The 26,332-nt window shown below is 28.6% G+C and carries 19 protein-coding genes, 1 rRNA gene and 1 other annotated feature; of the genes, 16 read left to right on the top strand and 4 right to left on the bottom strand.

Annotated elements, in window-relative coordinates:
* Nucleotides 1-9 precede the first annotated feature (9 nt).
* Entirely contained in the window at nucleotides 10-981 is a 972-nt protein-coding gene (locus tag BN2409_RS16825; RefSeq protein WP_199872963.1) for a UDP-3-O-(3-hydroxymyristoyl)glucosamine N-acyltransferase, read from the top strand.
* Nucleotides 982-1,014: 33 nt separating this feature from the next.
* Here the strand turns inward: BN2409_RS16825 and BN2409_RS08430 are convergent, their stop codons facing one another.
* Both BN2409_RS08430 and BN2409_RS08435 read right to left on the bottom strand, forming a co-directional pair.
* A complete protein-coding gene (locus BN2409_RS08430) occupies nucleotides 1,015-2,328 on the bottom strand; it encodes a nucleotide sugar dehydrogenase (RefSeq protein ID WP_053956178.1) in 1,314 nt (437 codons plus the stop codon).
* Between the two features lie 29 nt (nucleotides 2,329-2,357).
* Nucleotides 2,358-4,055, bottom strand: coding sequence for a glycosyltransferase family protein (locus BN2409_RS08435; protein ID WP_053956179.1), 1,698 nt, complete (start codon nucleotides 4,053-4,055; stop codon nucleotides 2,358-2,360).
* Nucleotides 4,056-4,246: 191 nt separating this feature from the next.
* On the opposite strand from BN2409_RS08435, the gene BN2409_RS08440 reads away from it, so the two are divergent.
* From BN2409_RS08440 to BN2409_RS08470, 7 genes are all read left to right on the top strand, one after another.
* Nucleotides 4,247-5,368: a DUF6385 domain-containing protein gene (locus BN2409_RS08440; RefSeq protein WP_053956180.1), complete on the top strand. Its 1,122-nt coding sequence runs from the start codon at nucleotides 4,247-4,249 to the stop codon at nucleotides 5,366-5,368.
* 64 nt (nucleotides 5,369-5,432) lie between these two features.
* On the top strand, nucleotides 5,433-7,223 hold the full coding sequence (locus BN2409_RS08445; RefSeq protein WP_053956181.1) for a TPR domain-containing glycosyltransferase: 1,791 nt from the start codon (nucleotides 5,433-5,435) through the stop codon (nucleotides 7,221-7,223).
* 50 nt (nucleotides 7,224-7,273) lie between these two features.
* A complete protein-coding gene (locus tag BN2409_RS08450; protein WP_053956182.1) occupies nucleotides 7,274-8,971 on the top strand; it encodes a DNRLRE domain-containing protein in 1,698 nt (565 codons plus the stop codon).
* A 179-nt stretch (nucleotides 8,972-9,150) separates the two neighbouring features.
* Nucleotides 9,151-9,714: a cell division protein ZapA gene (locus BN2409_RS08455; RefSeq protein ID WP_053956183.1), complete on the top strand. Its 564-nt coding sequence runs from the start codon at nucleotides 9,151-9,153 to the stop codon at nucleotides 9,712-9,714.
* 85 nt (nucleotides 9,715-9,799) lie between these two features.
* Nucleotides 9,800-12,229 carry a U32 family peptidase gene (locus BN2409_RS08460; protein WP_053956184.1) on the top strand — a complete coding sequence of 810 codons (2,430 nt, stop codon included), beginning with the start codon at nucleotides 9,800-9,802 and terminating at the stop codon, nucleotides 12,227-12,229.
* Nucleotides 12,230-12,255: 26 nt separating this feature from the next.
* Nucleotides 12,256-14,622 carry an endonuclease MutS2 gene (locus BN2409_RS08465; protein WP_053956185.1) on the top strand — a complete coding sequence of 789 codons (2,367 nt, stop codon included), beginning with the start codon at nucleotides 12,256-12,258 and terminating at the stop codon, nucleotides 14,620-14,622.
* Nucleotides 14,623-14,632: 10 nt separating this feature from the next.
* Complete coding sequence (locus BN2409_RS08470) at nucleotides 14,633-15,085, top strand: 2-thiouracil desulfurase family protein (protein ID WP_053956186.1); 453 nt, start codon at nucleotides 14,633-14,635, stop codon at nucleotides 15,083-15,085.
* A gap of 55 nt (nucleotides 15,086-15,140) precedes the next feature.
* Here the strand turns inward: BN2409_RS08470 and BN2409_RS17510 are convergent, their stop codons facing one another.
* Nucleotides 15,141-16,316 (bottom strand): rhomboid family intramembrane serine protease, encoded by a 1,176-nt coding sequence (locus BN2409_RS17510; protein WP_053956187.1) that lies wholly within the window; start codon nucleotides 16,314-16,316, stop codon nucleotides 15,141-15,143.
* A 138-nt stretch (nucleotides 16,317-16,454) separates the two neighbouring features.
* Nucleotides 16,455-16,664: a binding site (T-box leader), on the top strand.
* 54 nt (nucleotides 16,665-16,718) lie between these two features.
* Here BN2409_RS17510 and argS point away from each other — a divergent pair.
* Together argS and BN2409_RS08485 are read left to right on the top strand one after the other, a co-directional pair.
* Nucleotides 16,719-18,419: an arginine--tRNA ligase gene (gene argS, locus BN2409_RS08480; RefSeq protein WP_053956188.1), complete on the top strand. Its 1,701-nt coding sequence runs from the start codon at nucleotides 16,719-16,721 to the stop codon at nucleotides 18,417-18,419.
* 11 nt (nucleotides 18,420-18,430) lie between these two features.
* Nucleotides 18,431-19,300: a radical SAM protein gene (locus BN2409_RS08485; RefSeq protein ID WP_053956189.1), complete on the top strand. Its 870-nt coding sequence runs from the start codon at nucleotides 18,431-18,433 to the stop codon at nucleotides 19,298-19,300.
* 30 nt (nucleotides 19,301-19,330) lie between these two features.
* Here the strand turns inward: BN2409_RS08485 and BN2409_RS08490 are convergent, their stop codons facing one another.
* Complete coding sequence (locus tag BN2409_RS08490; RefSeq protein WP_053956190.1) at nucleotides 19,331-19,525, bottom strand: hypothetical protein; 195 nt, start codon at nucleotides 19,523-19,525, stop codon at nucleotides 19,331-19,333.
* 147 nt (nucleotides 19,526-19,672) lie between these two features.
* Between BN2409_RS08490 and BN2409_RS08495 the strand changes: the two genes are divergently transcribed.
* From BN2409_RS08495 to BN2409_RS08520, 6 genes are all read left to right on the top strand, one after another.
* Nucleotides 19,673-20,173 (top strand): amidase domain-containing protein, encoded by a 501-nt coding sequence (locus BN2409_RS08495; protein ID WP_053956191.1) that lies wholly within the window; start codon nucleotides 19,673-19,675, stop codon nucleotides 20,171-20,173.
* Nucleotides 20,174-20,233: 60 nt separating this feature from the next.
* Nucleotides 20,234-21,988, top strand: coding sequence for a B12-binding domain-containing radical SAM protein (locus BN2409_RS08500; RefSeq protein ID WP_053956192.1), 1,755 nt, complete (start codon nucleotides 20,234-20,236; stop codon nucleotides 21,986-21,988).
* Nucleotides 21,989-21,999: 11 nt separating this feature from the next.
* Nucleotides 22,000-22,749, top strand: a complete 750-nt coding sequence (locus BN2409_RS08505; RefSeq protein ID WP_053956193.1) for a hypothetical protein — start codon at nucleotides 22,000-22,002, stop codon at nucleotides 22,747-22,749.
* 326 nt (nucleotides 22,750-23,075) lie between these two features.
* Nucleotides 23,076-24,281 carry an MFS transporter gene (locus BN2409_RS08510; RefSeq protein WP_053956194.1) on the top strand — a complete coding sequence of 402 codons (1,206 nt, stop codon included), beginning with the start codon at nucleotides 23,076-23,078 and terminating at the stop codon, nucleotides 24,279-24,281.
* Between the two features lie 70 nt (nucleotides 24,282-24,351).
* Nucleotides 24,352-25,488: a tetratricopeptide repeat protein gene (locus tag BN2409_RS08515; RefSeq protein WP_053956195.1), complete on the top strand. Its 1,137-nt coding sequence runs from the start codon at nucleotides 24,352-24,354 to the stop codon at nucleotides 25,486-25,488.
* Between the two features lie 493 nt (nucleotides 25,489-25,981).
* Nucleotides 25,982-26,332, top strand: a 16S ribosomal RNA gene (locus BN2409_RS08520); the annotation flags it as partial.

The raw sequence follows: 26,332 nt of genomic DNA on the forward strand, positions 1-26,332 counted from the left end.
AATTTTCATATGAAAAAATTTACTTTTCATATTCAAGATTTACAGTATGAAGAGGAATATTCTCATAAAGATTTAAAGGATTTTTATATATTTTATGTTTCTACCAATAAAAATCCTAAAAGTCATTCTTTGATTTTTTCAAATAAGTGGTCCCTAGAAGATGAAAAAGATCTGTCTAATGTAGAGAATAGCTTGATTTTAGTGAATAAAGACGCATGGATTGAAGATAAAAATATTATAAATAATAATCAAGTGCTTTATGTGGATTGCCCTAGAAAACATTATGCAATGATTCTTCAATATATTTTACAAAAGGAAAAAGAGACAAGAGAGTATCATAATTATAAAGAGAATATTGTCATAGGAGAAAATGTATATATAGGAGAAAATACCATAATAGAACCTTTTGTATTGATTGATCATGATGTAGTGATCGGATCCAATTGTATCATTGAATCAGGGGTAAAGATTAGAAAATATGTTAAAATTGGAAATCATACTAGAATTCGAGAAAATAGTGTCATTGGAGGACCTGGATTTGGAGTAGAGAGAAAAACCAACAAAAATCCTATTAGAATTCCTCATATTGGAGGAGTCCATATAGGAGAACATGTTATTATAGGAGCCATGAATTCTATTGCTTCTGGAACAATTGAGCCTACTATAATAGAAGATCATATTATAACAGACGATTTAGTTTTTATTGCTCATAATTGTAAAATCAAAAAAGGTACGTTGGTTACTGCCTGTGCACAGATTAGCGGCAGTACTATTATTGGGGAAAATAATTGGATTGGACCGAATGCTGCTATTATGCAAAAAATACAGTTAGGACAAGATTGTATGGTTGGATTAGGAGCGGTAGTAACAAAATCATTTGAAGACAATCAAATTATAGCAGGAAATCCTGCACAGCCAATAGATAGATTGAAGGATATGAGAAATGCTCAAAAAAAATTACTGTATAAGGATCAAAAATAAAAGAGGACTTGGATGAACAAGTCTCTTTTATTTTTATAGAGTTCCTAATAAAGTAATATGCTTTTTATTTTTATATAGTTTTGTAACATTTCTTGTATCAAAAATATTTTTTGCGTGTTTAATGATGAAAGGATAATCTATATTATTATGATCAGTAGTAATCACAATAAGATCTGCACTTTTGATATTTTCTTTTGTAATATTTTGAGAATATATGATTTTTTTATTTATTTTACAATGAGGAACATAAGGATCATGATAAATTAATTTTCCTCCTTTTTCTTCTAATAATTTATATATTTCTATAGCAGGTGATTCACGAAGATCACTTGTATTTTTTTTATATGAAATGCCTATAAGAAAAATAATAGAATTTTTTATGGATTTTTCTTGACGATTTAATAATTCGCCAATATTTTGTACTATATATCTAGGCATATTTCTATTGATATCATTAGCTAGTTCTATAAATCGATTGTAATAATCAAAAGTTTTCCCTTTCCAAGATAAATACATAGGATCTAATGGGATGCAATGACCTCCTATACCAGGGCCAGGATAAAAAGGCATATAGCCCATAGGTTTAGTAGAAGCCGCATCAATTACTTCCCATATATTAATATTCATTCTTTCGCACATTAAAGTTAATTCATTAACCAAAGCTATATTTACACTTCGAAAGGTATTTTCTAATAATTTTGTCATTTCAGCTACTTTTGTTGAGGTGACAGGAATCATGTGATTAAAAATAGAGTGGTAGTAAGTTGTTCCTAATTCAAGAGAATGAGATGTATCTCCTCCTATGATTTTAGGTGTATTTCTTATATCTAATTTTTTATTTCCAGGATCTATTCTTTCAGGTGAAAAACATACAAAAAAATCTACTCCTAATTTATATTTTTTGTTATTTTCAATAGGTTTTGTAATGAGTTCTTCTGTTGTACCTGGATAAGTAGTGCTCTCTAGTATAATTAAGGTTCCTTTTTTTATGAATTTTATTATTTTCTCTATAGCCAAAGAAAGATATGAAAGATCAGGGTCCTTAGTTTTATTTAAAGGAGTGGGAACACAAATGCTAATAGCATCCGTTTTATTTAAAACAGAAAAATCATCCCCAACAAATAAATTTTTATGAATGACATTTTGAAGGTCTTCATCTGATATATCTAAAATATAAGATTTTCCATTTTGTAAACTTTGAATTTTATCTTTTGAAGTATCAATTCCAAATACTTTATATCCAGCTTGAGCAAATGCTATAGCAAGAGGAAGTCCCACATATCCTAAGCCTATAACAGAAACTATAGCACTTTTATCTAAAAATTTCTCTTTTAATGATTTATACATAAGAATACCCTCTTTATACATAAAAGATTTTAAATGGTAATATGTGTTTGATAATCTTTTGTATATAAAATAATTTCACATTTTCTTAAAAATTCGTCTGGAGTAATTTTCCATGTATGATCTTCTAAATTTGCTCTTCTAGATCCAGCATAGTTGAATCTATCTGTAGAATATATTTTGAATCCATTTTTTTTACAATCTAATAAGAATTCACTATCACACCCAGAGGGTTTATGGGTTATAAATTTTATTTTCTCAAATACTTTCTTTTTAAAGGTAAGAGTAGAACCTGCTACAAATGGAGTATATTGATTTTCTGTATTAGGAAATTTTAAAGCTAAAATATTATAATCAGGAAGATAAATATAATAGGCATGTTTACCTACTACATCTGCATCTGTATATACAAAAGCATTCATCATATCGATCATGTAATTGGGTGCATAATAATCATCATCATCCATTTTAGATATATAATCAAACTTAGATTTAGAAATAGCAAAATTAAGACATTCTCCTAATGTCTTTTGTTCATCTATTTGAAAAATAGTTACATTTTCGTACTTTTTGGATTCTTTTATCCAACGATCGTAGTTCATATGATTGTTATTTAAAATAAGGATTAATTCTTTATAAGGATATGTTTGTCTAGCATAGTTTTCAAATATATTATTCATACAGTGTTTTCTATTTGTACAAGTAATGATAGATACTCCAGCTTTTTTTATTTTCTCATAAGGAAATTTTATTTTATCTAGTATAGTTTCAAATCTATGCTTATATGTGTGATTTTCTAATATAGTCCTTAATCCCAAAATAGAAAGCCTATCTCTTAAATCTTTATTGTTTAATAATAAATCTAAATATTTTATTGTATCTTCTTTTGTTGTGCATAATTTGACTATATGAGGAAGCATTTTTTCAATTCCTAAAGAATAGCCACTGATTAGGTTGATTCCACAGGCGAGGACCTCAAAAACTCTACAAGAAAACATAGTTGGACTATTTTGTACAGTATTTACATTTAAAAAGACATCATACTTTTTATAAATAGATCCTATTTGAGGATAAGGAACGGCCTCTTTAATATGTGATTGATAAATATGTGGAAATTTATAATTAGGGTCTTTTTTATAATGATACATTCGATCATAAATATGAACATTATATTTTAGAGAAGGTTCTAATATTTTTTTCATATCTTTCATTCGATCTGTATGGCCTATTTTATGCCAAGTTCCAGAAAATCCAACTTTTCCTGATTTTTCTTTATCTTTATCAATTGGATTATGTTGTTTGGGTTGAGCTGCAAAAGGAAGGGTATAGACATGATGATGACCTACAATTTTTATATATTCCTTTATACTGCCACTATCTGTTGTAAAGATATAATCAAATTCTTTTGCTGCTTCTATAAAAGAATGAAAATGATAGGGATCTTCAATATTCCAAAAAACTGTAGGAATATTATTTTTTTTACACCAATAGACTACTTCTTTTAGGGAAGAATCTTTTTTTATATGCAAATTATTAATTTTATATTTCCACTGACCATGATTTCCTTGCCAAGCGGATTGTACAAGTAAAAAATCTGGTTGTGTATGGATGAGTGTTTCTTTCCAGTTGTTCAGATATAAAGGAATTAAATTACATTCATATTTAAACCATTCCTCACCAAATTCATCTAGTATACAAGCAACCTTTATAGAATAGTGGGGAGTTATCATGCATTCACCTTCTTTGAGTGAAAATTTTACTTTTTAATATATTTATATGTTTTCTACAAAGTATTGTGAAGAAATTTATTTTTTTCAAGTAAATTGATTTTCAATCACATATTGTGAAACTCACCATATAATACAGTAGAAAATGAGGTAGACAACCAATCTACTTCATTTTAAAAAAAAGGAGGAATAGTATGCCTAACAATATTGTATTTAATAATGTAGCACAACAATTAAAAACTCAAATTTATGGAAGTGATGTCAATAATCCTGTTCAAACGGATGAAAATGGAAAACTTTATATCAATACAGTAGATACAGTAAGTCAAGTAAGTAATGTGGCAAGTGTAGATACAGTAGATCAAGTAAGCAATGTAGCAAGCGTAGATGTAGTAGATACAGTCAGTGCAGTAGTAACAGTAAGCGAAGTAAGTAATGTGGCAAGTGTGGATACAGTAGATCAAGTAAGTAATGTAGCAAGCGTAGATGTAGTAGATACAGTCAGTGCCGTAGTAACAGTAAGTGAAGTAAGTAATGTGGCAAGTGTAGATACAATAGATCAAGTAAGCAATGTAGCAAGCGTAGATGTAGTAGATACAGTCAGTGCCGTAGTAACAGTAAGCGAAGTAAGTAATGTGGCAAGTGTAGATACAATAGATCAAGTAAGCAATGTAGCAAGCGTAGATGTAGTAGATACAGTCAGTGCCGTAGTAACAGTAAGTGAAGTAAGTAATGTGGCAAGTGTGGATACAATAGATCAAGTAAGCAACGTAGCAAGCGTAGATGTAGTAGATACAGTCAGTGCCGTAGTAACAGTAAGTGAAGTAAGTAATGTGGCAAGTGTAGATACAATAGATCAAGTAAGCAATGTAGCAAGCGTAGATGTAGTAGATACAATAAGTGCCGTAGTAACAGTAAGTGAAGTAAGTAATGTGGCAAGTGTGGATACTATTGATGCTTTAACAGAAATTATCAATACAGTAGATGTAAGCTTAGTAGGACATGCATTTGATACAAGTAATACAACCATTACTGATTTTGATGCAGCAGTTACTTGTTTACAAATAGATACTTCAGAAAAAAATATGTACTCTTATTATGTAAGAAATACAGGAGGAGCTACAGTTGTTGCAAAATTAGAGATCTCTCCAACTGAAACAGAAGCATACTTTGCAGATGACGCTGCAACAGCAATAGAAATTGGCCCAGGTGGAAAGGGTATCATTATTCCTGTAAAATATTTAAATTATACAAGACTTCATTTAACACCTGCAGATACAACTACTGTTGAAGCATATTATAATGCGCAAGCATAGGATATAGCTATGGGATTTTATCCCATAGCTGTATTTTTAAATAGTTAGTATAAGGGGGATTATGATGCTTTTAAGTTTATGTATGATTGTAAAAAATGAAGAAAAAAATATTGGAAGATGTTTAAATAGTGTAGCAGAAATTGTGAATGAAATGATTGTAGTAGATACAGGGTCTACTGATGATACAGTAAAGATAGCAAAAGAATATGGAGCAGATGTATTTTATTTTCCTTGGAATGATAATTTTAGTGATGCGAGAAATTTTTCATTGCAAAAGGCAAAAGGAGATTGGATTTTGATTATGGATGCAGACGATGAATTAGAAAAAAAAGATAAATACAAAATTGCTCCTTTATTAGATGGAAAAGAGATAGATTTTTATATATTTGAAACTTTAAGCTATGTAGGAAATACGATAGGAGAAGACATGGTGAGTAATTTAAATATTAGAATCATTAGAAATCATAAGGGATATAGATACGAAGGAGCTATTCATGAGCAATTAAAATCTAGGGAAGGAGATATTTCTAAAGAAAAAGTTAAAATAGAAAAAGTACAAATATATCATTATGGATATCTTAAAGAAGAAACAAATGAGAAAAATAAGATAGAAAGAAATATTAGAATTTTAGAAAGGGTACTAGAAAACAAAGAAGATGATTTTCATATTTTTAATATGGCTAATGAATATTTAAGAATGAAAGAATATGAAAAAGCTTATGAATTATACAGTAAGATATACAATCATTTTGATCCTTCTAAAGCATTTAGTCCTAAACTTTTACTGAGAATGATTGTTTTATTACAACAAATGGGAAAAAATGAGAAAGCATTACAGGCTATAGAGGAGGGGTTAAGGTATTATCCTAAATTTACAGATTTAGAGTATATAAGAGGAAATATTTTTTATAACCAGGGAAAAATTTCTTTAGCTATTAAGAGTTTTAAAAAATGTGTTAAAAATGGAGATCCTCCTATACATCTAAAAATACTAAATGATGTGGGAGGATATAAAACTCTTTACAAATTAGGAGAAATTTATTTTGATTTACAAGATGATGACGAAGCGTATAAATATTATGTAGAATGTATAAAAGCAAAAGGAACTTTTCATCTTCCACTTCATAAAATTTGTAAAATATTTATAAAAAAAGGAACAGAGATAGAAGATATAAAAAAAATAATGGAAAAATTTTTTGGAGAAAATTTGAATGGACCAGCATGTATTGTGTTAGGAGATATCTTTTTTGGTCAAAAAAAATATGATATATCTCTAGGATATTTTTTAAAAGCAAAAGCATTTATGCCAAATTCTTTAAAGCTAAATTATTATATAGGAATGAATTATTTATATTTAAAACATTATGAAAAAGCTTATGAACAATTTACACAAATAAGCAATGAAAATTTTTATGAAAAAACCATCTATAAAAGAATACTTTGTAAAATTTTATTAGGAGAAATGAAACAAGCACAAAAGTTATTGGATGATGTAAATCATGAGAAAACAAGAAAAATTACAGAAGTATATAAAGCTTTTCAAAATATTATTCAAGATGAAGAATGTAAAGTATTAAGTGAAAATATAGAAGAGTCTATAGAATATGTAAACATCATATTTGGATTACTCAATATGCTTATTGAAATTACTACTCCAGAAGTGTTTGAAAAATCTTTACAACTTTTAAATTTAATTGAAAATAATCAAGTATTACTCCTTCTAGCAAAACTTTATGATCATCATGGATATAAACAATTAGCTTATGATGAATGTATTCGGTCTATTAAAATATTTAATAGGATGGATGAAGAGGGATTAGACATAATGAAAAAGGTTATAAAAGGAACCATATAAAGGAAAACTTGATATGATAATATAAAAAGTTCTGAGAGGAGAAATAAAATATGGTAAAAATCTTAGAACAAAGTCCTAAAAAAAATACGACCATTAATAGCTTTATGACTTATGAAAATTATAAAGATTATTATGCTCTTTTTTTAGGAAAATATATGGATGACTCTGTGTATAGATGCCTTTTAGAGTTTTCATTACCTATCTTAGTAGGGAAAGGAACTGTAGAGAAAGTAGAATTGTTACTTTATGTCATTAGAAATGATGATCAAGATGTGATCAAACAGTTTCAAGTACACAGAATAAAAGAAAAATTTTATGAAGATCAAGTTAGTTATTCAAACCAACCTCCTATAGATGAAAAAATATGTAGTACTTTTGAAATTAAGGATGAAATAGATACTTATATCAAAGTAGATATTACTAAATTATTTAGTGATTGGTATACAAAAAAATATTCTAATCATGGTCTTTTATTAAAATCATCCAATGAAAGTCAAAATAGTTTAGTGTCTTTTTATAATAAAGGATTAGAAGATGGGCTACATGGTCCTAAGATGAAAATATATTATAAACAAAATCATGAAAATATCTATAGTAAGAGCAATAAAAATATAGATATTATAAAGGAGTATGAAAAATTATCTCATGTATTTCATGATGAAATATATGAATGTAAAAAAATACTCAGTATAGTAATGGAATTAGAAAAAATAAAAGAGTATGATAAAGCACTGGAATTGATTGATAAAGTGATTCGGTATTATCCAGATTTTACAGATTTGATATACAAAAAAGGAGAAATTTTAAAAATACAAAATAAGTTTTTATTGGCAATAGAAGCCTTTCAAAGATGTATAGAAATAGGAGAAGGGCCTTTATCGTTAAATTTTATCACAGGAACAGGAAATGTTAAATCATTTGTTTCATTAGCCAATATCTATTTTAAATTAGAGGATTATGAAAAAGCATATGTATATTGTATAAAAGCACTACAATATAATAAGAATTCGATCCATAATTTAGCCCTTTTATATGAAATACTTTACAAACAGAAAAGAGAAATGGAAGATATAAAAAACAAATTAGAAAATTATATGGACAATGATTTGAGTGGAACAAATTATATAATTTTAGGAAAAGTCTTTATGAGGGAGAAAAATTACAAATGTGCATATGAATATTTTTTAAAAGCAGAAGAATATTTAAAAGATACATCTATTTTATTTTATGATAAAGGAATGTGTTTATTGTTTTTAAAAGATTATCATAAAGCTTATGATAGCTTTAAAAAAGTAAATCATAAGGAATATAAAGAAGAAGCTATATATAAAATGTTTTTATGTAAAGTTTTAGAGGGCCGTATAGATGAAGGTTCTCAAATATTATATCAAGTAAGAGAACCAGAAAACAATTTGAAATATATTGTTTATGATTCTTTTAAAAGAATATTAAAAGATGAAAAACCTTATATTTTTGACAAAGAGCAATCTAAGAAAATAACAGATAGTATTTTTGAATTATTAGATATACTAATAGAAGGGGCTTGTCCAGATATATTTGAAAAATCTCTAAATATGTTGAATATAATAGACGATGATGAGGTGCTTTTGAAATTGGCAAAATTATATGATGTTCATGGATTTTATGATATGGCTTATAAAGAATTTATAAGATCCATAAAAATATTTGAAAAAATAGATATGGAGGGAATCCAGAAAATGGAGAACATCTTTCTAAAGAGGAAATAGGCACAAGGGTGCCTATTTATTCTAATATATAGGAAATAATACATATAGTATTTATTTCATATATTAAGTATAATATAATAGATAGTATAAATATGATTCTTTTTAATCGAAAGAAGGAAATAAGACCTCTTTCGAGAATTCATATATAAGACTCCAGACACTTAAGAGGAGAGATATAGATGAATAACAAAAACAAAGTTATTGTTAGAATATATGGGCAAGAATATACAATGGTTGGTCAGGAATCTAGAGAATATATGCAAAAGGTGGCCAATTATGTAGATGATAAAATGGTACATATTGCAAGAAATAGTACAAAATTAAGTACGGCAATGGTAGCTGTTTTAACGTGCCTAAATATTGCAGATGAATATTTTAAGCTCCATGAAGAACTGAAAAATATGGAGGATGAATCAAAAAAACCTTTTGAGGAATTAGAAAAGACAAAAGAACAATTGGTAGCTACTATGGCTGATTTTGAAAAAAGAGAGGAAAATTATCAAGAAGTTGTCACAAAGCTACAGGAAGAAGTGAAAGGATTATCTCAAAATATTGAATGTGAAAATCTTAAAACAGAAATAGAAAATTTAAAAGAAGTTTTGGCAGACAAAGAAAGGGAAATGGAAGAAATGGAAAGAAAGAATGATGAACTTCAAAAAAAAGTATTGGATAGTCAAATTAAATATGTACAAACTAGAAAAGAGTTAGATTCCTTTATTGAAACTTTTGATGATCGAAAGTAAAATACAATATTTTTCATGTTATGAGAGAAGTAGTGATATAATAATATTACTACTTTTTTTGAATTTTGTTTAGGAGTGGATCAATTTGAATATAGAACTATTAGCACCTGTAGGAAGCATGGAATCTATGAAGGCTGCTGTACAAAATGGTGCAAATGCCATTTACTTAGGTGGTAAATCATTTAGCGCTAGACAATATGCACAAAATTTTGATGAAGAAGAGTTAAAAGAAACAGTAAAATATTGTCATATAAGAGGAGTCAAAGTATATGTAACAGTGAATACGTTAGTTTCTAATGAGGAGCTTAAAAAGCTGAAAGAATATATTTCTTTTTTATATCGTATAGATGTAGATGCAATTATTGTACAAGACTTAGGAGTTGCAAAATTCATAAAAGACAATTTTTCAGATTTTGAGCTCCATGGAAGTACCCAAATGACAGTTCATAGCCTTGAAGGTGTAAAACTTCTTGAAAAGATGGGATTTAAAAGAGTTGTTTTATCAAGGGAAATGACAAAAGATGAAATAAAATATATTAGAGAAAATTCAAATATGGAGCTTGAAATTTTTATTCATGGAGCACTATGTATTTCCTATTCTGGACAATGCTTAATGAGTAGTATGATTGGAGGTAGAAGTGGAAATAGAGGTACATGTGCCCAACCTTGTAGAAAACCATATGAGCTTGTAGATTTGGAAAGTAAAAAAGTATTTAAAAGTAAAGTTGGAGATTATTTACTGAGTCCAAGAGATTTAAATACTTTGGAATATATAAATGAAGTCTTAGATTTAGGAGTGACATCTTTAAAAATAGAAGGAAGAATGAAAAGGCCTGAATATGTGGCCATTGTAATCAAAGGATATAGAGAAGCTATTGATTCTTATATGATTCATAAAAAAATTCATAAAGATCAAGAGATGATGGACAAAGTAGAAAAGATATTTAATAGGAAATTTACAAAGGGATATTTATTAGGAGATGAAGGAAAAAAATTAATGAGTTTTGAAAAGCCAAGCAATAGGGGAATAAAAATAGGAAAAGTCATAGGATATGATCATAAAAAACATAGAGTTAAAATTCAATTAGAGAATGACATATCAAAGGGCGATGGTATTCAAATATGGGCAAAAAAAGGAGATGCCCCAGGAACTATGGTAGATGTTTTATGGAAAAATGGAGAAAAAATAAATTTTGCAGGACCTAAAGAAATCGTAGAGGTATCCTTCAAAGAGTATGTAGAAAATCATACACCTGTATATAAAACATCAGATCATGAATTGTTAAAATGGGCACAAGAGACTTATGAAAGAAAAGATGTACAAATTCCTATCTCAGGAGAGTTTATTGGAAAGCTTGGAGAGCAAATAGAATTAACCCTTTGGGATGAAGATGGAAATTTTGTTCATGAAAAGGGGCAAAAAGTAGAGAAAGCTATAAAGGTTGCTACGGATAAAGATAGAGTAGAAAATCAGATCAAAAAACTTGGAAATACTCCGTATATATTAAAAAATATGAATGTAATATTAGATGAAGGTGTGGCTATTTCTGCTAAAGAAATGAATGAACTGAGAAGAAAAGGAACAGAATCTTTAAATTTATTGAGGGAAAATCATCATCATAGAAAAGAAATAAATTTCATAGATACAAAATTGAATCATTCTATGAATCAAAAAGATTTCAAAGAAGAAAAAACAAGATTAAATGTGTTTGTAAATCATTTAGAACAATTAAAGGCTGCATTAGATTTTCCTATAGATAGAATTTATTATAAAGATATAGATACTTTAGAAGAAGCACTACATTTAGCCCAAAATAAAAATATAGAGCTATTTATGTCTTTTGGAAGAATTATAGAAGACCAAGACCTTCTTAAGATTAAACAAAAAATATCTACAATAAAAAATATTCCTGGTGTACTTGTTTCTAATTTAGGGGTTTTAAATATATGTAAAGAACTTGATTTATATATGGTTTCTGATTATTCTTTCAATGTATTTAATAATACAGCTATAAAAAATTTAAAAGAAATGGGAATTAAAGAATGTACTCTATCTTTAGAGCTTACATTAAAACAAATTAAAGATATAGTAAAAAGATCAGACATGCCTACAGAGGTAATCATTCATGGAAATATTCCATTGATGATTAGTAAATTTTGTCCTATTTCTAGTGTTTTAGGAGAAGGGAAAAGAAATTGTAAAATATGTGAAAATAAAAAGCTTGGATTAAAAGATCCTCTAGGAGTCATTTTTCCTATAGTAAAAGATGATCATTGTAAAATACAGATTTTAAATAGTCAAAAGCTTTGTATGATAGAGCATATGAAAGATTTACAAAAAGGAAATATATCTTCTTTTAGAATACAGTTTACTACAGAGAAAAAAGAAGAGATAAAAGATGTTTTAAATATGTATATACAAGGAATGAAAGGAATTTTACCTAAAAAAGAGTTTATAGATCAAATCAAAAAAGAAGGATTTACAAAAGGACATTTCTTCAGAGGTGTTATGTAATACAAATAGATAAAGGGGAGTTAGCATTGAACGAAAGAACCTTAAGAGTTTTGGAGTTTGAAAAAATAAAAAATATGTTGTTGAATCATACGGAGTCAAGCTTAGGAAGGGAATTGGCAAAAGATATGAATCCTTCTACAAAGTATGAGGAAGTAGTAGAGTATCAAAGACAAACTCATGAAGCAACAAGTCTTATATTACAAAGAGGAAGTATTTCACTAGGAGGGGTTCATGATTTATCTTATTATATAAAAAGAGCAGAAATTGGGTCTTTTTTAGAACCATCTCAGCTTTTAGAAGTAAGTGACACTCTAAGAGCTGCAAGAAGAATCAAAAGCTTTATGAAAGAAGCCAATGAAGGAGAAGATAAATTTCCTATTTTGAGAGGATATACAGGAAATTTATTTACATTTAGAAGTATTGAAGATAGGATTAATGAATGTATTGTTGGAGAAAATGAGATCTCTGATCATGCAAGTCCTACCTTAAGAAGCATAAGAAGAAGTATAGAAAATAAAAATACGGCCATTAGGAGTAAATTAAATGGGATTATATCATCTAGTCAAAATCAAAAATTTCTACAAGATGCAATTATTACGATTAGACAGGATCGATATGTAGTTCCAGTCAAACAAGAATATAGAGGAAATATGAAAGGCCTTGTACATGATCAGTCTTCTAGTGGTGCTACTCTTTTTATAGAGCCTATGGCTATTGTTGAATTAAACAATGAGCTAAAAGAGTTAAAATTAAAAGAAAAAGCAGAAATTGAACGTATTTTAAAAGAACTTACAGATATGGTAGGAGAAAAGTCAGAAGAAATAAAATCCAATCAAACTATTTTAGCTATTTTAGATTTTATATTTGCAAAAGGAAAGCTTGCTGTATCTATGAATGCTATAGAGCCTAATATGAATCAAAAAGGATTTGCAAAAATTAAAAATGGAAGACATCCTTTATTAAATAAAAATCATGTAGTGCCTACAAATATATGGATTGGAGAAGATTTTCATACATTGGTGATTACAGGACCTAATACAGGAGGAAAAACTGTCACATTAAAAACAGTAGGACTTCTTACAATAATGGCTCAATGTGGACTTCATGTACCAGCTGATTATGGAACAGAGTTGTCTGTATTTGATCAAATATTTGCAGATATTGGTGATGAACAAAGCATTGAACAAAGCTTAAGTACCTTTTCTTCTCATATGACAAATATTGTTGAAATATTAAAGGATACAAAAGACAACTCACTTATTTTACTAGATGAATTAGGAGCAGGAACAGATCCTACAGAAGGAGCAGCTCTAGCTATTTCTATATTAGAACACCTAGCTTATAATGGGGCAAGAGTCATTGCCACTACCCATTATACAGAGCTTAAAGAGTATGCACTGACTACAAAAAAAGTAGAAAATGCTTCTGTAGAATTTAATGTAGAAACCCTAAGTCCTACTTATAGGCTTTTAATAGGAGTTCCAGGGAAATCTAATGCCTTTGAAATTTCTAAAAGATTAGGCTTAGATGAAAAAATCATCGAAAGATCAAGAGGACTTATTTCAAAGGAAGACATTGAATTTGAAGATCTTTTAACGACCATAGAAAAAGATAGACGTATGGCAGAAGAAGAAAGAGATGAAGCAGTAAAATTAAAATTAATTATAGAAAAGCAAAAAAAGGAATATGAACAAAAGAATGAAAGACTTATGGAGCAAAGGGAAAAAATCATAAGAGAAGCAAAAGAAGAAGCAAGGAAGCTTTTAAGAGAAGCAAAAGAAGAAGCAGATGAGATTATTAAGTCTTTGCAACAACTAAAAAATGAAGAAGATAAAATGAGAAATAAAAAAATAGAAGAAAATAGAAAAAAATTAAGAGAAAAAATAAATGATATGCAAGAGGGACTAAGTTTAGGTGTGATCAATACTAAGCCTCCTAAAAACTTAAAGGCTGGAGACAATGTATTTTTATTAAATTTAAATCAAAAGGGAACGGTAATTGAAAAACCTGATGATCGAGGAGACGTATTGGTGCAGGTTGGGATTATGAAGGTCAATGTAAATATTAAAAATTTGAGAATAGATCAAGAAGAAGAACAAAAGTATTCAAAAACTGGAGCAGGACAAATTATGAAACAAAAGACACAAAGTGTACAAAGCTCTATTGATTTAAGAGGACAGACTTTAGAAGAAGCTTATATGGATACGGACAAGTATTTAGATGATGCATATATTGCGGGACTTTCTGAGGTAACCATTATACATGGAAAGGGTACAGGAGTTTTAAGAGAAGGAATTAAAAAAATGTTAAGAGGTCATAAGCATGTAAGAAGTTTTAGAGATGGAGCTTATGGAGAAGGTGGAACAGGAGTTACCATTGTAGAGCTTAAATAGGAGGAGTAAAATGATACTTATTAGTGCTTGTCTAGCGGGAGTAAATTGTAAATACAATGGACGAAGCAATGAAAATAAAAAAATTTTAGAATGGATCAAAGAGAAAAAAGCTATTTTAGTATGTCCAGAACAATTAGGAGGATTATCTACTCCAAGAATTCCTTGTGAAATTTTAGGAGGGGATGGAGAGGATGTACTATCTAAAAAAGCTAAAGTCATCAATAAAGATGGAGAAGATCGAACAAATGAATTTTTAAAAGGGGCAGAGGAAACTTTAAAAATTGCCAAATTATATGGCATAAAGGAAGCTATTTTAAAACAAAGAAGTCCATCCTGTGGTTGTGGAATGATTTATGATGGGACATTTTCAGGAACGAAGAAGACAGGAGATGGAGTGACAGCTGCTTTGTTAAAAAAACAAGGAATGGTCATATGGAATGAAGAAAATTACCCATGGAAATAACCGCTCATTTGAGCGGTTATTTTGCATAAATGATTCCTAATTATAAAGGGAAGTGTTAAAAATTAGAAATTTTTTGAACCAATATACCTGTCTTGAATAAAATAATCATTATAAAGATTATTATGAACTGAAATTTTATATTTTCTTTTTTGAATATATTTTCTTCTTTTAGTCCAATAGAAAAACTAGTTAAAAGTCCTCCAATGAATCCACCTAGATGAGCAAAATTATTTATGGTTGGATTGGAAAGTCCAAATACAATATTGAGAATGAGCATAGTTATTAAATTCATCCCATATCTTGATGAAAAAACAAAGGGGCGATGTATTCCAAAATAAATATAAGCGCCCATAAGACCAAAGATGGCACCAGATGCACCCGCAGATACAGAAACACTAAAGACAAAACTTAAAAGAGATCCTATCAAACCAGAAAAAACATATAGGATCAAAAATTTAAAAGATCCATAAATAGATTCCACATCTTTTCCTAAAGAATAAAGAGCATAATTATTGAAAATAAGATGGACAATTCCAATGTGAATGAACATATTTGTAAATAGTCTATAATACTGCCCAGCTGCAATGAGTGGATTGTATTGTGCTCCAAACTCAATTAAGTTGTATATATTTTGAGTGCCTCCATGTAAAGACATATAAATAAAGTATATAATATTGATTCCAATAATCCATTTGTACAAATAAAAAGGATTTTCTTTAAATATATAGCCCTTTTCTTTTCTAGTGTTATTTTCTATTTCTAATATATTGAATTCTTTTGTATCATCTGTATAGACAAAGTGTATATATTTATGAAAAAAAGGTAAAACATTTTGAGAATCTTTAAAATTAGAAAATATAGAAACGATTTTAAAAGAATTCATATAAATACCTATCATGTGAATAGGTATTTTTTCTTGCTGTAAATAAGTAGAAAGCTCTTCTAATGAAGAAGTTGTTTCTTCTTCTAAAAATATAATTTTGTAAAAAAATAACTTTTGGAAGCCATGTTTTATTTTGATTTCTTTGTATTGATTATATAAAATACTCTTTTGAATATCTATAGAATGGTATAAAAAATCATTTTCTAGGAAATGAATAAAAAAGTGAGAAAACCAAAATTGTTTATGTAAAATCATATCATAAATATTTTTATATTGTTTATGTGGATAAATAAAGAATTCTTCTTTTTCAATAAGGTATTTGATCCATAAACCAATCCATCTTATCATTTTAAAATACCTCCAATAATTTGTATAAAAATGAATATGTAGAAATTTATATATTTCTTTTGATTATATCATACTAGAATAATGAATAAGGACTTGATTTCAATAAAGAAATATGGTAAATTATTAGACAAAAAGAATTATTTGTCGATGACGAGGAAAGTAGATTTTAAGATGTGTCAAAGCGAGTCGGAAAGGGTGAAAGTCCGATACACTACTAAAGTTGAAACGTACCTTAGAGATTTTTGCTGAAAATAAGTAAGTAAAACGGATTCCTACCGTTATCTAGGAATAGAGTGGGTACATTTGTATCAACAAGAGTGGTAACACGGGAAAGCTCTCGTCTCTTCATGAAGAGGTGAGAGTTTTTATTATTTTTAAGAATAAAATATAAGGAGAATGAATATGATTGATTTTAAAAAAGAAATTGGAGACATTTTAAGTGGAAAAATTCAAGAATTAAGTGCAGCTGAAATTTTAGAAATGGTTGAAATACCTCCTAATTCTCAAATGGGAGATTATGCTTTTCCTTGCTTTAAACTAGCAAAATTATTTAGAAAATCACCAAATATGATTGCTCAAGAGATTGCTTCTTCTATAGGAGAAAACAAATTATTTGAGAAAGTAGAAAATACTGCAGCTTATGTAAATTTCTTTGTAGATAAAAGTATTTTTGCAAAAAATGTAATTCAGGAAGTATTCTCACAAAAAGATTGTTTTGGATCCTCAGAGCTAGGAAGAGGGAAAAAAGTAATTGTGGAATTTTCTTCTCCTAATATAGCAAAGCCTTTTCATATAGGACATATTAGAAGTACAGTAATTGGAAATGCTATCTATAAGCTATATGAATTTTTAGGATACGAGACTATTACCATTAATCATCTTGGAGATTATGGGACTCAATTTGGAAAATTAATTGTAGCCTTTAAAAAATGGGGAGATGAAAAGGAAGTAGAGAAAGATCCTATTCCTACATTACTAAAACTTTATATTCAATTTCATGAAGAAGCAGAAAATGATCCGTCTTTAGAGGATGAAGGAAGACTATGGTTTAAAAAGTTAGAAGATGGAGATGAAGAAGCAAAATCCTTATGGCAATGGTTTAGAGAAGTGAGTTTAAAAGAATTTGGAAGAGTTTATGATATGCTTGGCATTTCTTTTGATTCTTATGCAGGAGAAAGCTTTTATTCAGATAAAATGCCAAGAATTTTAAATCAAATGGAAGAAAAAAAACTTTTGAAAGAATCTAAGGGAGCAGATATAGTAGATTTAAGTGAGTATAATATGCCTCCTGCACTTATTAGAAAAAGTGATGGATCTACTTTATATATTACTCGTGATATTACTGCTGCTATTTATAGAAAAGAACATTATAATTTTGATAAAAATATATATGTAGTAGCATCTCAACAAAATCTACACTTCCAGCAATGGATTAAAGTAGTAGAACTGATGGGATATACTTGGGCAAATGATTGTGTACATGTTCCTTTTGGACTTGTAAGCTTAGAAGAAGGAACTATGTCTACTAGAAAGGGAAGAGTAGTATTTTTAGAAGATGTGCTTCAAAAAGCTGTAGAGAAAACAACAGAGATTATAAAAGAAAAGAATGCGAATCTTGAAGATATTCATGAAGTTGCAAAGGCTGTTGGAATTGGAGCGGTCATTTTCCAAGAACTTTCTAATAATAGAATTAAAGATTATACTTTCTCATGGGAACGTACTCTAAATTTTGATGGAGAAACAGGTCCTTATGTACAATATACTCATGCTAGAGCATGTAGTGTACTTAGAAAAGCACAAATGGAGATAGATGAAAATATAGATTATACTTTATTAAGTAATGATGAAGCTATGGACTTAATGAGAGATCTTCAAAAATTCCCAGAAACAGTAGAAGAAGCAGCAAGAAAATATGAACCATCTATTGTGACAAGATATATTGTAGACGTGGCTCAATCATTTAATAGATTTTATCACAACTGTCCTATTATTGTAGAAGATGAAGATTTAAAAAAAGCAAGATTATTACTTGTTTATGCAGCAAAACAAACAATTAAAAATGGACTAAACTTATTGGGAATGAAAGCACCTGAAAAGATGTAAGGAGGAATAAAATGAGATATGAGGGAAGTGTATATAGGCCACCTAGTGAGGCTTATAGTCTAATTATTCAAGCTTCTATTGGTTGTTCTCATAATGAGTGTACCTTTTGTAGCATGTATAAGGATAAACAATTTAGAATGAGAAAAATAGAAGAAATAGAAGAAGATTTACAAATGGCAAGAGATTATTATAAAGAGGTAAGACGTATATTTTTGGCAGATGGAAATGCTCTGGCTTTAAAAACAGAATATCTGATAAGAATTTTATTAAAAATAAAAGAATTATTTCCAGAATGTGAGAGGGTAGGGATATATAGTGCTCCAAAAGATATTTTAAGAAAAGATATAGAAGAATTAAAGGAACTTAAAAAGCTAGGATTAGGAATTGCATATCTTGGAGTAGAATCTGGAAGTGATGAAATATTAACAAACATTAAAAAAGGTGTCACATCAGAGGAATTAATTTTGGCAGGACAAAAAATGGTTCAATCTGGAATAAATCTTTCAGTGACACTCATATCTGGTATTGGAGGGCAAAAAAATTGGTTAGAGCATGCTAAAGAGTCTGCAAGAGTAATTAATGCCATAAACCCTCGTTACTTAGGACTTCTTACATTACTATTACAACGGGGAACACAAATGTATGATCAAGTACAAAGTGGGGAGTTTAAACTTTTAACTCCTAAAGAAGTACTTCTTGAAACAAAAGAATTACTTGAAAATTTAGATGTGAAAAATTGTACCTTTAGAAGCAATCATGCATCTAATTATGTTGCTTTAGGAGGAGACCTGCCGAAGGATCAAAATCGTTTAATCAATGAAATTGATTATGCATTAAAAGATGAGTATCATTTAAAAGATGAGATGTATAGAAGACTTTAGAAAGTTTAAATAGCACACATAAAATGTGTGCTATTTTTCTAAATATCCAATAAATTCTTCTTCAGATGTTTCTGCCAAAGAACATAATTGTTTTAAAATATTATCCTTTAAAGATAAAAATGCATCTATTTTTGTGTGTTCTCCTGTATATTCAAGGGCTTGTAAGATCATAAGCATATCTTTTTTAGATACTTCTTCAATTGAAATTTTATCAAATTGTTCCATGATTATCTCCTTTCTTCCTTTATGTACAAGTATATTTTATAATTCGATAAAAAAATCATAAAACCTTCAAATAAAGATAAAATAAAAAAATTATTGAATAGAAACAAAGAAAACATTTTGAATAAGCTAAAGGGAGGAGGGATGATGATGAAACAAATTTATGAATATAATCGTGAGAGTGCAGTGGAATATGCCGTATATTGGGCTCTTCAAAGGAATCCTAAGTATGCTGATTTTGATAAAATGGGTGGAGATTGTACAAATTTTGCATCACAAGTATTATATGCAGGAGGTTGTCCTATGTATTATAACTATTATGGATGGTATTATAGAAATTTAAAGGATAGAGCGCCTGCTTGGACAAGTGTGAAATATTTTCATAAATTCATTACAAATAATAAAGGGATAGGGCCTATTGGAGAAGAGGTAGGTTTAAAAGATATTGAGTTAGGAGATATAGTACAAATTAATTTTCAAGAGGATGATGGTTTTGATCATACACCAGTAGTGGTTAAAATATTACCAGGAGAAAAAACTGTTGACAAAATTTTAATCGCGGCTCATACTATTGACCGGCTATATTATCCACTAAGTCATTACAACTTTAATAAACTAAGGTTTCTTCATATAAAAGGGTATATTAGATAAAAATATGAATGTGATATAATGAATTGGGAATAATGAAGAAAAAAAGAAAGGAACTAACAGATGAAGATTTTACTTACTACACTAAATTCAAAATATATTCATACAACTCTATCTTTAAGATATTTATATGAATATTGTAAAGATGATTTTTCTATGGAGATTAAGGAGTATACTATCAATCATCATACAGATTATGTATTAGGAGAGATTTATAAAGGACATTATGATTTGGTATGTTTTTCTTGTTATATATGGAATATTCATAATACATTAGAGATTATAAGAAATTTAAAAAAAGTAAGACCAGATATTACTATTGTATTAGGAGGGCCCGAAGTAAGCTTTGACGGAAAAAGCCTTATGGAAAAAGAAGAACAAATAGATTATATTATTTGTGGAGAAGGAGAGGAAACCTTCAGAGAGCTTCTCTCCTTTGTTGTTGACAAAAAAGGTAAAAAAGAAGAAATAAAAGGTATTGTATATAGAGAAGATAATAAAGTATATGAAAATGAAGCAAGACCTCTGATTCAAGATCTATCCATCATACCATCTCCTTATAGTGATGGGATTTTAGAAGATGAAAATAAAATTATATACTATGAAAGCTCTAGAGGATGTCCTCATAATTGTAAATATTGTCTATCTTCTACTATTAGAGGGGTAAGATTTTTTCCTATAGAAAGGGTAAAAAAAGATTTAAAATTATTTTTGGAAAAGAAAGTAAAACAAGTGAAATTTGTAGATAGAACTTTTAATGTAAAAAAAAGTCATAGCTTTGAGATTATGAAATATATTTGTGAAAATGACAATGGATATACAAATTTTCATTTTGAAATTACAGCTGATTTGTTAGATGAAGAAACACTGAGATTTTTATCGACTGTAAGAGAAGGATTATTTCAATTTGAGATTGGGGTACAAACTACTTTTGATCAAACTATGAAAAGCATAGATAGACATGTGGATTTTCATGTGTTAAGTAGGATAGTAAAAGAAATATCTCACTTTAAGAACATACATCTACATTTAGATTTAATTGCAGGACTTCCCTTTGAGAGTTTTGAGAGATTTAAACAGTCCTTTGATGATGTATATGCATTAGAACCAGAAAAGCTACAACTTGGATTTTTAAAATTATTAAAAGGATCTCCCATTAGAAAAGAAAAAGATTTACATGAATATGTATATAGGGAAGAAGCACCTTATGAAGTACTGCAAAATAAATATATTACTTATGAAGAAATTTTAAAATTAAAGATGATAGAGGAGATGGTAGAGACTTTTTTTAATAGTCATGCTTTTCATCATTCTGTACAATATATGATCAATAAATTTTACAATCGTCCTTCTCAATTTTATGAGGAATTTGCAATATTTTGGGAAGAAAAAGGATATCATCATGTATCTCATGGCAAAAATGGATTGTATGAAATTTTGATTTGTTTTTATAAAGAAAATCAATTTGTAGATGAAGAAATATTTATGGAGTTATTAAAATTTGATTATTTAATGCAGGGAAAAGGAAATTTACCACATTTTTTTAAAAAAGTAGATATACCACATTTTCATGAACGAATTCATGACTTTTTACATGAAGAAGAAAATATAAATAAATATTTGCCTCAGTATAAAAATATACCTGCAAAACAAATTATTAAAAAGGTTAGTTTCCATAATTTCCAATATGATATTGTAAAAATCATACAAAATCCATTGATAAAAGATATAAAAAAAGAAAAAACAACTATATTTTTTGATTATGAGCTAGATCATAAAGTGTTTGAAAAAGCCAGATATGAAAAAATATTTATATAGGAGGGGGTATTATGAATATGATTCAAGATATTTATATCACCAATCAAAAAGTCCTTAAAAAGACCATTGAAGCATCTGTGAAAAATTGGCCTATAGTATTTACTGGATTTGTGTATTTGATCATTTCTATATTATTATTTAGAGTAGCTGTCTTATTTGGGATATTAGGAGGAATTTTAGTTGGGATTGTTCAAAATGCTCTTTTATCAAATTATTTGTATTTAATTGAAAATATCATAAGATATGGAAAGATATCTATAGAAGATTTTAAGAAGGGATTTACTATATATCTATGGAAGATTTACGGAATATTTGTTGTCATATGGCTTGTACATTATGGTATAGATCTTATTTTAGCTCCAGTTATGCATATAAAAATTGGAACATTTACTTTATGGACTGTAATTGAACTAGTAGCTTTTGTTTTTCTCAATTGTATTTTAGAAGTGATTTATCAAAGAGATGAATCCATAGGAGAAAACTTTTCATATTCTTTTTCTTTTATGAAAGAAAATTTTATAGATTGGTGGATTCCAAATATATTATTGGGGATTATGATCTATTATATATTAGGACAAGTAATGAATATAAATATTTTGATGGGAAATATACCTTTATCCTTTTCTATTAAAGGCGTAGTTCTTTATATAGTAGGGCAGTTTTTAATTTCTTTTACTATGGTGTATAGGGGATTTTTATTTGGGATTTTAAGTACTACAACTAGAAGAAAAAGACTGTTTATGAGAAATATGAAAAATTAAATAAAACTATGAATTTGTAAACAAAGTCATAAAAAACGTCACTGAATTTTCAAATTTGGAAAATATATAGAAACCCTCGAAAATAGCATTACAAACTCGCTATGCTCAAACAGTGTAATGCTAATCATTTTCTCACTTATTCTATATTTTCACAAATTGTCAATAATTGTTCCTAATTTTTATGACTTTGCTAAAATATAGTTTCTCAACAGTATGAAGTGAAACTATTATTTGTAAAAATTATATTTTAAAGTATGAAAATATGAAAAAATTGTAAAGATAGTAGGGAAGAAAACATTCAAATCAATATGTAAAAAGGTGATCAAATGAATAAAAATAATACATTAAAGATTGTTTCTCTTTCCTTTGTTCCAGTTATAATGGTATTAGGAAATTCTATGCTTATTCCAGTTCTTGCTGATCTTAAAAGAGAACTTCATATTCATCAGTATGAAGCTAATTTATTAATTAGCTATTTTTCATTTCCAGCAGCTATATTGATTCCTTTTTTAGGATTTTTATCGGATCGAATAGGAAGAAAAAAAATTTTAGTTCCTTCTTTAATTGTCTATGGATTAGGAGGAGTGATCTCTGGCATAGCAAGTATATTTTTTGCATCTCCATATCCATATATTTTATTAGGAAGGATCATACAAGGGTTAGGGGCTGCAGGAACTTCTCCTATGGCTATGATTTTAATTAGTGATATGTTTTCATCAGAAGAAAGAAGTGAAGCCTTAGGGATTATAGAAGCATCTAATGGAATAGGAAAAGTAATTAGTCCTATATTGGGGTCTATTATTGCTTTGTTTGCTTGGTACATTATATTTTTTTCTTATTCTTTTTTAACCATACCTATTGCTCTTTTGATATGGTTTGTAATTGATGAAGATAAAAATATGGCAGAGAGAAAGCCTTTGAAAACATATGTTAAAGAAATTATGATGATTACAAAGTATAAAAGACGTCCTATTTTTATATGTTTTTTTATAGGATGGATTAGTTTGTTTGTATTATATGGAATACTTGCAAATTTATCAGAAGTAATGGATATTAAAGAGAGTTTGCTCAAAAAAGGGTTGTTCGTAGCTCTTCCTCTTTTAAGCATGTCTATCATTTCCTTTTGGCTAGGAGGTTATTTAAAAAATAAAGAGCATCTTTATTCAAAAATGATGATAGTCGGATTGATATTGTGTATTGTTGGAAGTAGCTTTATTTTTTATTTTCCTATCAAACTTTATAATATGATTTTGTTACAGATTATAGGCATAGGGGTAGGAATGATATTGACAGTTTTAAATACATTTGTGACAAGCTGTGTTCCAAAAGGGAAAAGAGGTATCATTACTGCTTGTTATAATAGCTTTAGATTTTTTGGAATTTCTTTTGGACCTATTTATTTTTATCAATTTCATCAACTATTGATCAAAAGAGTCCTTATGGTATTTATACTATTAGTAATGGTAATTCTTTTTATATTGTATGTGAAATCTCATGTTATGATGGAGTATTTTCAAGAAAAAAAACAATAACAATACTTAAATAAATTTATAATAAATTGTAGGAAACGATCTCTGTGTCGTTTTGCCAAGGAGGAATAAGATGCTAACAAGAATAGAGGAATACATAAAAGATAGATTGGAAAAAGTCATGTTTATCGAACTTAGAAAAGATGCACACCTTTCAGAAAATAAGTTTGAAATATTAAAAGAAATACCTATTCCTATACCAATGAATGAATTAGTAAAGCCCATTCAAGAAGGAACGACAGATTATAATTTTTCACTAGCGAGTATGGCTAGAGGAATGATTATGATCATTGGTTTGGATCATCAATTTAAATACATAAAGGAATATAAAGAGTTTTTATACGCATTTGATGAAAAAATACTAGAGTATATGGCTTATGAAGGACTAAAATTTGCAGAAGAAGAGAAATTTTATAATGCACTTATTTATTTTAAAGCAATTGTAACTTTAAAGGATGCAGATTTAAATGGTTTATACAATTATGCTAGAATTTGTGAGGATATTGCAAAAAAACAAGAAGATGAAAGTATAAAAAAAGAATTTAATAAAGAAGGAGTAGAAGCTTTAGAAATTATTACAGAAAAGTATCCTGATTTTTCTTTAAGTTATTATCATTTAGGATTTCATTATGTTCAGGATAAAACTTTTAAAAAAGCAGAGATTACATGGGAAAAGTTTTTGGAGCTTGAGGGAGATGAAGAAAAAAGAAAAGAAATATTAATAAATTTAAAAGAAATAAAAGATCAGATTCAATATGAAGAAGGGTATACATTGATCTTAGAAAACAAAGCTTCATTAGGCCTTGAAAAACTTACTCCTTTGGTAGAAAGATATGGAGATTGGTGGAATTTATTATTTTTTATGGGGTTAGGGTATAGGCAAATAGGAGAAGTGCATAAATCTATTGAATATTTTAAAAAAATCTTAACATTAAAGCCTACTCAAGTAGATACACTAAATGAACTAGGCCTTTGTTATGCAATGATTAGAGATTTTACAAAATCAGAAAAGTATTTTAAAAAAGCTCTTCAATTTAAGAGTCAAGATAATGAAATTCTTTGTAATTTAGGGATGCTGTATATGGAAATAGGTAAAATAGATGAGGCAGAAGATATTTTTCATCAATCTATGGAAATAAATCCTCATGATTCAATTACAAAAGAGTGTATCAAACAATTGAATCATATAAAAGAAAAGCATCTAAAATAGAAAATGAATATATTTGTTATGGATTAGATGAAAAATAGGCGATAAATATAATGAGATTTCTCATATTTTATCGCCTAGATGATTAAAAAGAAGAATAAATATATAAAAAATTGTTTACAATAATGAAAGCAATAAATTCATATTTGGGGTTCACTTATAAAAAATAAAAAAATATATTAAATATCGTTGACCTATAAAAAAATTTATGGTAATATATCAATTGTCGCTGCGAAAAGAAACTCTTAAAAAATACCAAAAAAGTTTTCTTGACAGATTCGACAAAAAATGATAAGATGATTAAGTCGCCAAAACGACAACGAGTCATATTGACCTTTGAAAACTAAACAGCACAAGAAATGACAAGCAAAAACATGCAAAATGCCAAAATGATATTTTGAGCAAGAAGCACAAACCTCGAAGATTTTATTTGAGCAACGGAAATTGTGAATGAAAATGAACAATTTCGTTGGCGAGATAAAAATATATATATTTTTATTTTGAGAGTTTGATCCTGGCTCAGGATGAACGCTGGCGGCGTGCCTAACACATGCAAGTCGAGCGAACAAATTTTTAGGAAGCCTTCGGGTGGAATAAAAAGGAGTTAGCGGCGGACGGGTGAGTAACGCGTGGGCAACCTGCCCTATACAGAGGAATAGCCTCGGGAAACCGGGATTAATACCTCATAAAACTCTAGTATGGCATCATATAGGAGTCAAAGATTTATCGGTATAGGATGGGCCCGCGTCTGATTAGCTAGTTGGTAAGGTAACGGCTTACCAAGGCAACGATCAGTAGCCGACCTGAGAGGGTGATCGGCCACATTGGAACTGAGACACGGTCCAAA

Source organism: Inediibacterium massiliense (genome assembly GCF_001282725.1).
In the GTDB taxonomy this organism is placed as follows: Bacteria; Bacillota; Clostridia; order Peptostreptococcales; family Thermotaleaceae; genus Anaerophilus; species Anaerophilus massiliensis.

Coding starts and splice junctions, on each gene's coding strand:
- BN2409_RS16825 (WP_199872963.1), top strand. CDS start 10: ATGAAAAAATTTACTTTTCATATTCAAGATTTACAGTATGAAGAGGAA.
- BN2409_RS08430 (WP_053956178.1), bottom strand. CDS start 2,328: ATGTATAAATCATTAAAAGAGAAATTTTTAGATAAAAGTGCTATAGTT.
- BN2409_RS08435 (WP_053956179.1), bottom strand. CDS start 4,055: ATGATAACTCCCCACTATTCTATAAAGGTTGCTTGTATACTAGATGAA.
- BN2409_RS08440 (WP_053956180.1), top strand. CDS start 4,247: ATGCCTAACAATATTGTATTTAATAATGTAGCACAACAATTAAAAACT.
- BN2409_RS08445 (WP_053956181.1), top strand. CDS start 5,433: ATGCTTTTAAGTTTATGTATGATTGTAAAAAATGAAGAAAAAAATATT.
- BN2409_RS08450 (WP_053956182.1), top strand. CDS start 7,274: ATGGTAAAAATCTTAGAACAAAGTCCTAAAAAAAATACGACCATTAAT.
- BN2409_RS08455 (WP_053956183.1), top strand. CDS start 9,151: ATGAATAACAAAAACAAAGTTATTGTTAGAATATATGGGCAAGAATAT.
- BN2409_RS08470 (WP_053956186.1), top strand. CDS start 14,633: ATGATACTTATTAGTGCTTGTCTAGCGGGAGTAAATTGTAAATACAAT.
- BN2409_RS17510 (WP_053956187.1), bottom strand. CDS start 16,316: ATGATAAGATGGATTGGTTTATGGATCAAATACCTTATTGAAAAAGAA.
- argS (WP_053956188.1), top strand. CDS start 16,719: ATGATTGATTTTAAAAAAGAAATTGGAGACATTTTAAGTGGAAAAATT.
- BN2409_RS08485 (WP_053956189.1), top strand. CDS start 18,431: ATGAGATATGAGGGAAGTGTATATAGGCCACCTAGTGAGGCTTATAGT.
- BN2409_RS08490 (WP_053956190.1), bottom strand. CDS start 19,525: ATGGAACAATTTGATAAAATTTCAATTGAAGAAGTATCTAAAAAAGAT.
- BN2409_RS08495 (WP_053956191.1), top strand. CDS start 19,673: ATGAAACAAATTTATGAATATAATCGTGAGAGTGCAGTGGAATATGCC.
- BN2409_RS08500 (WP_053956192.1), top strand. CDS start 20,234: ATGAAGATTTTACTTACTACACTAAATTCAAAATATATTCATACAACT.
- BN2409_RS08505 (WP_053956193.1), top strand. CDS start 22,000: ATGAATATGATTCAAGATATTTATATCACCAATCAAAAAGTCCTTAAA.
- BN2409_RS08510 (WP_053956194.1), top strand. CDS start 23,076: ATGAATAAAAATAATACATTAAAGATTGTTTCTCTTTCCTTTGTTCCA.
- BN2409_RS08515 (WP_053956195.1), top strand. CDS start 24,352: ATGCTAACAAGAATAGAGGAATACATAAAAGATAGATTGGAAAAAGTC.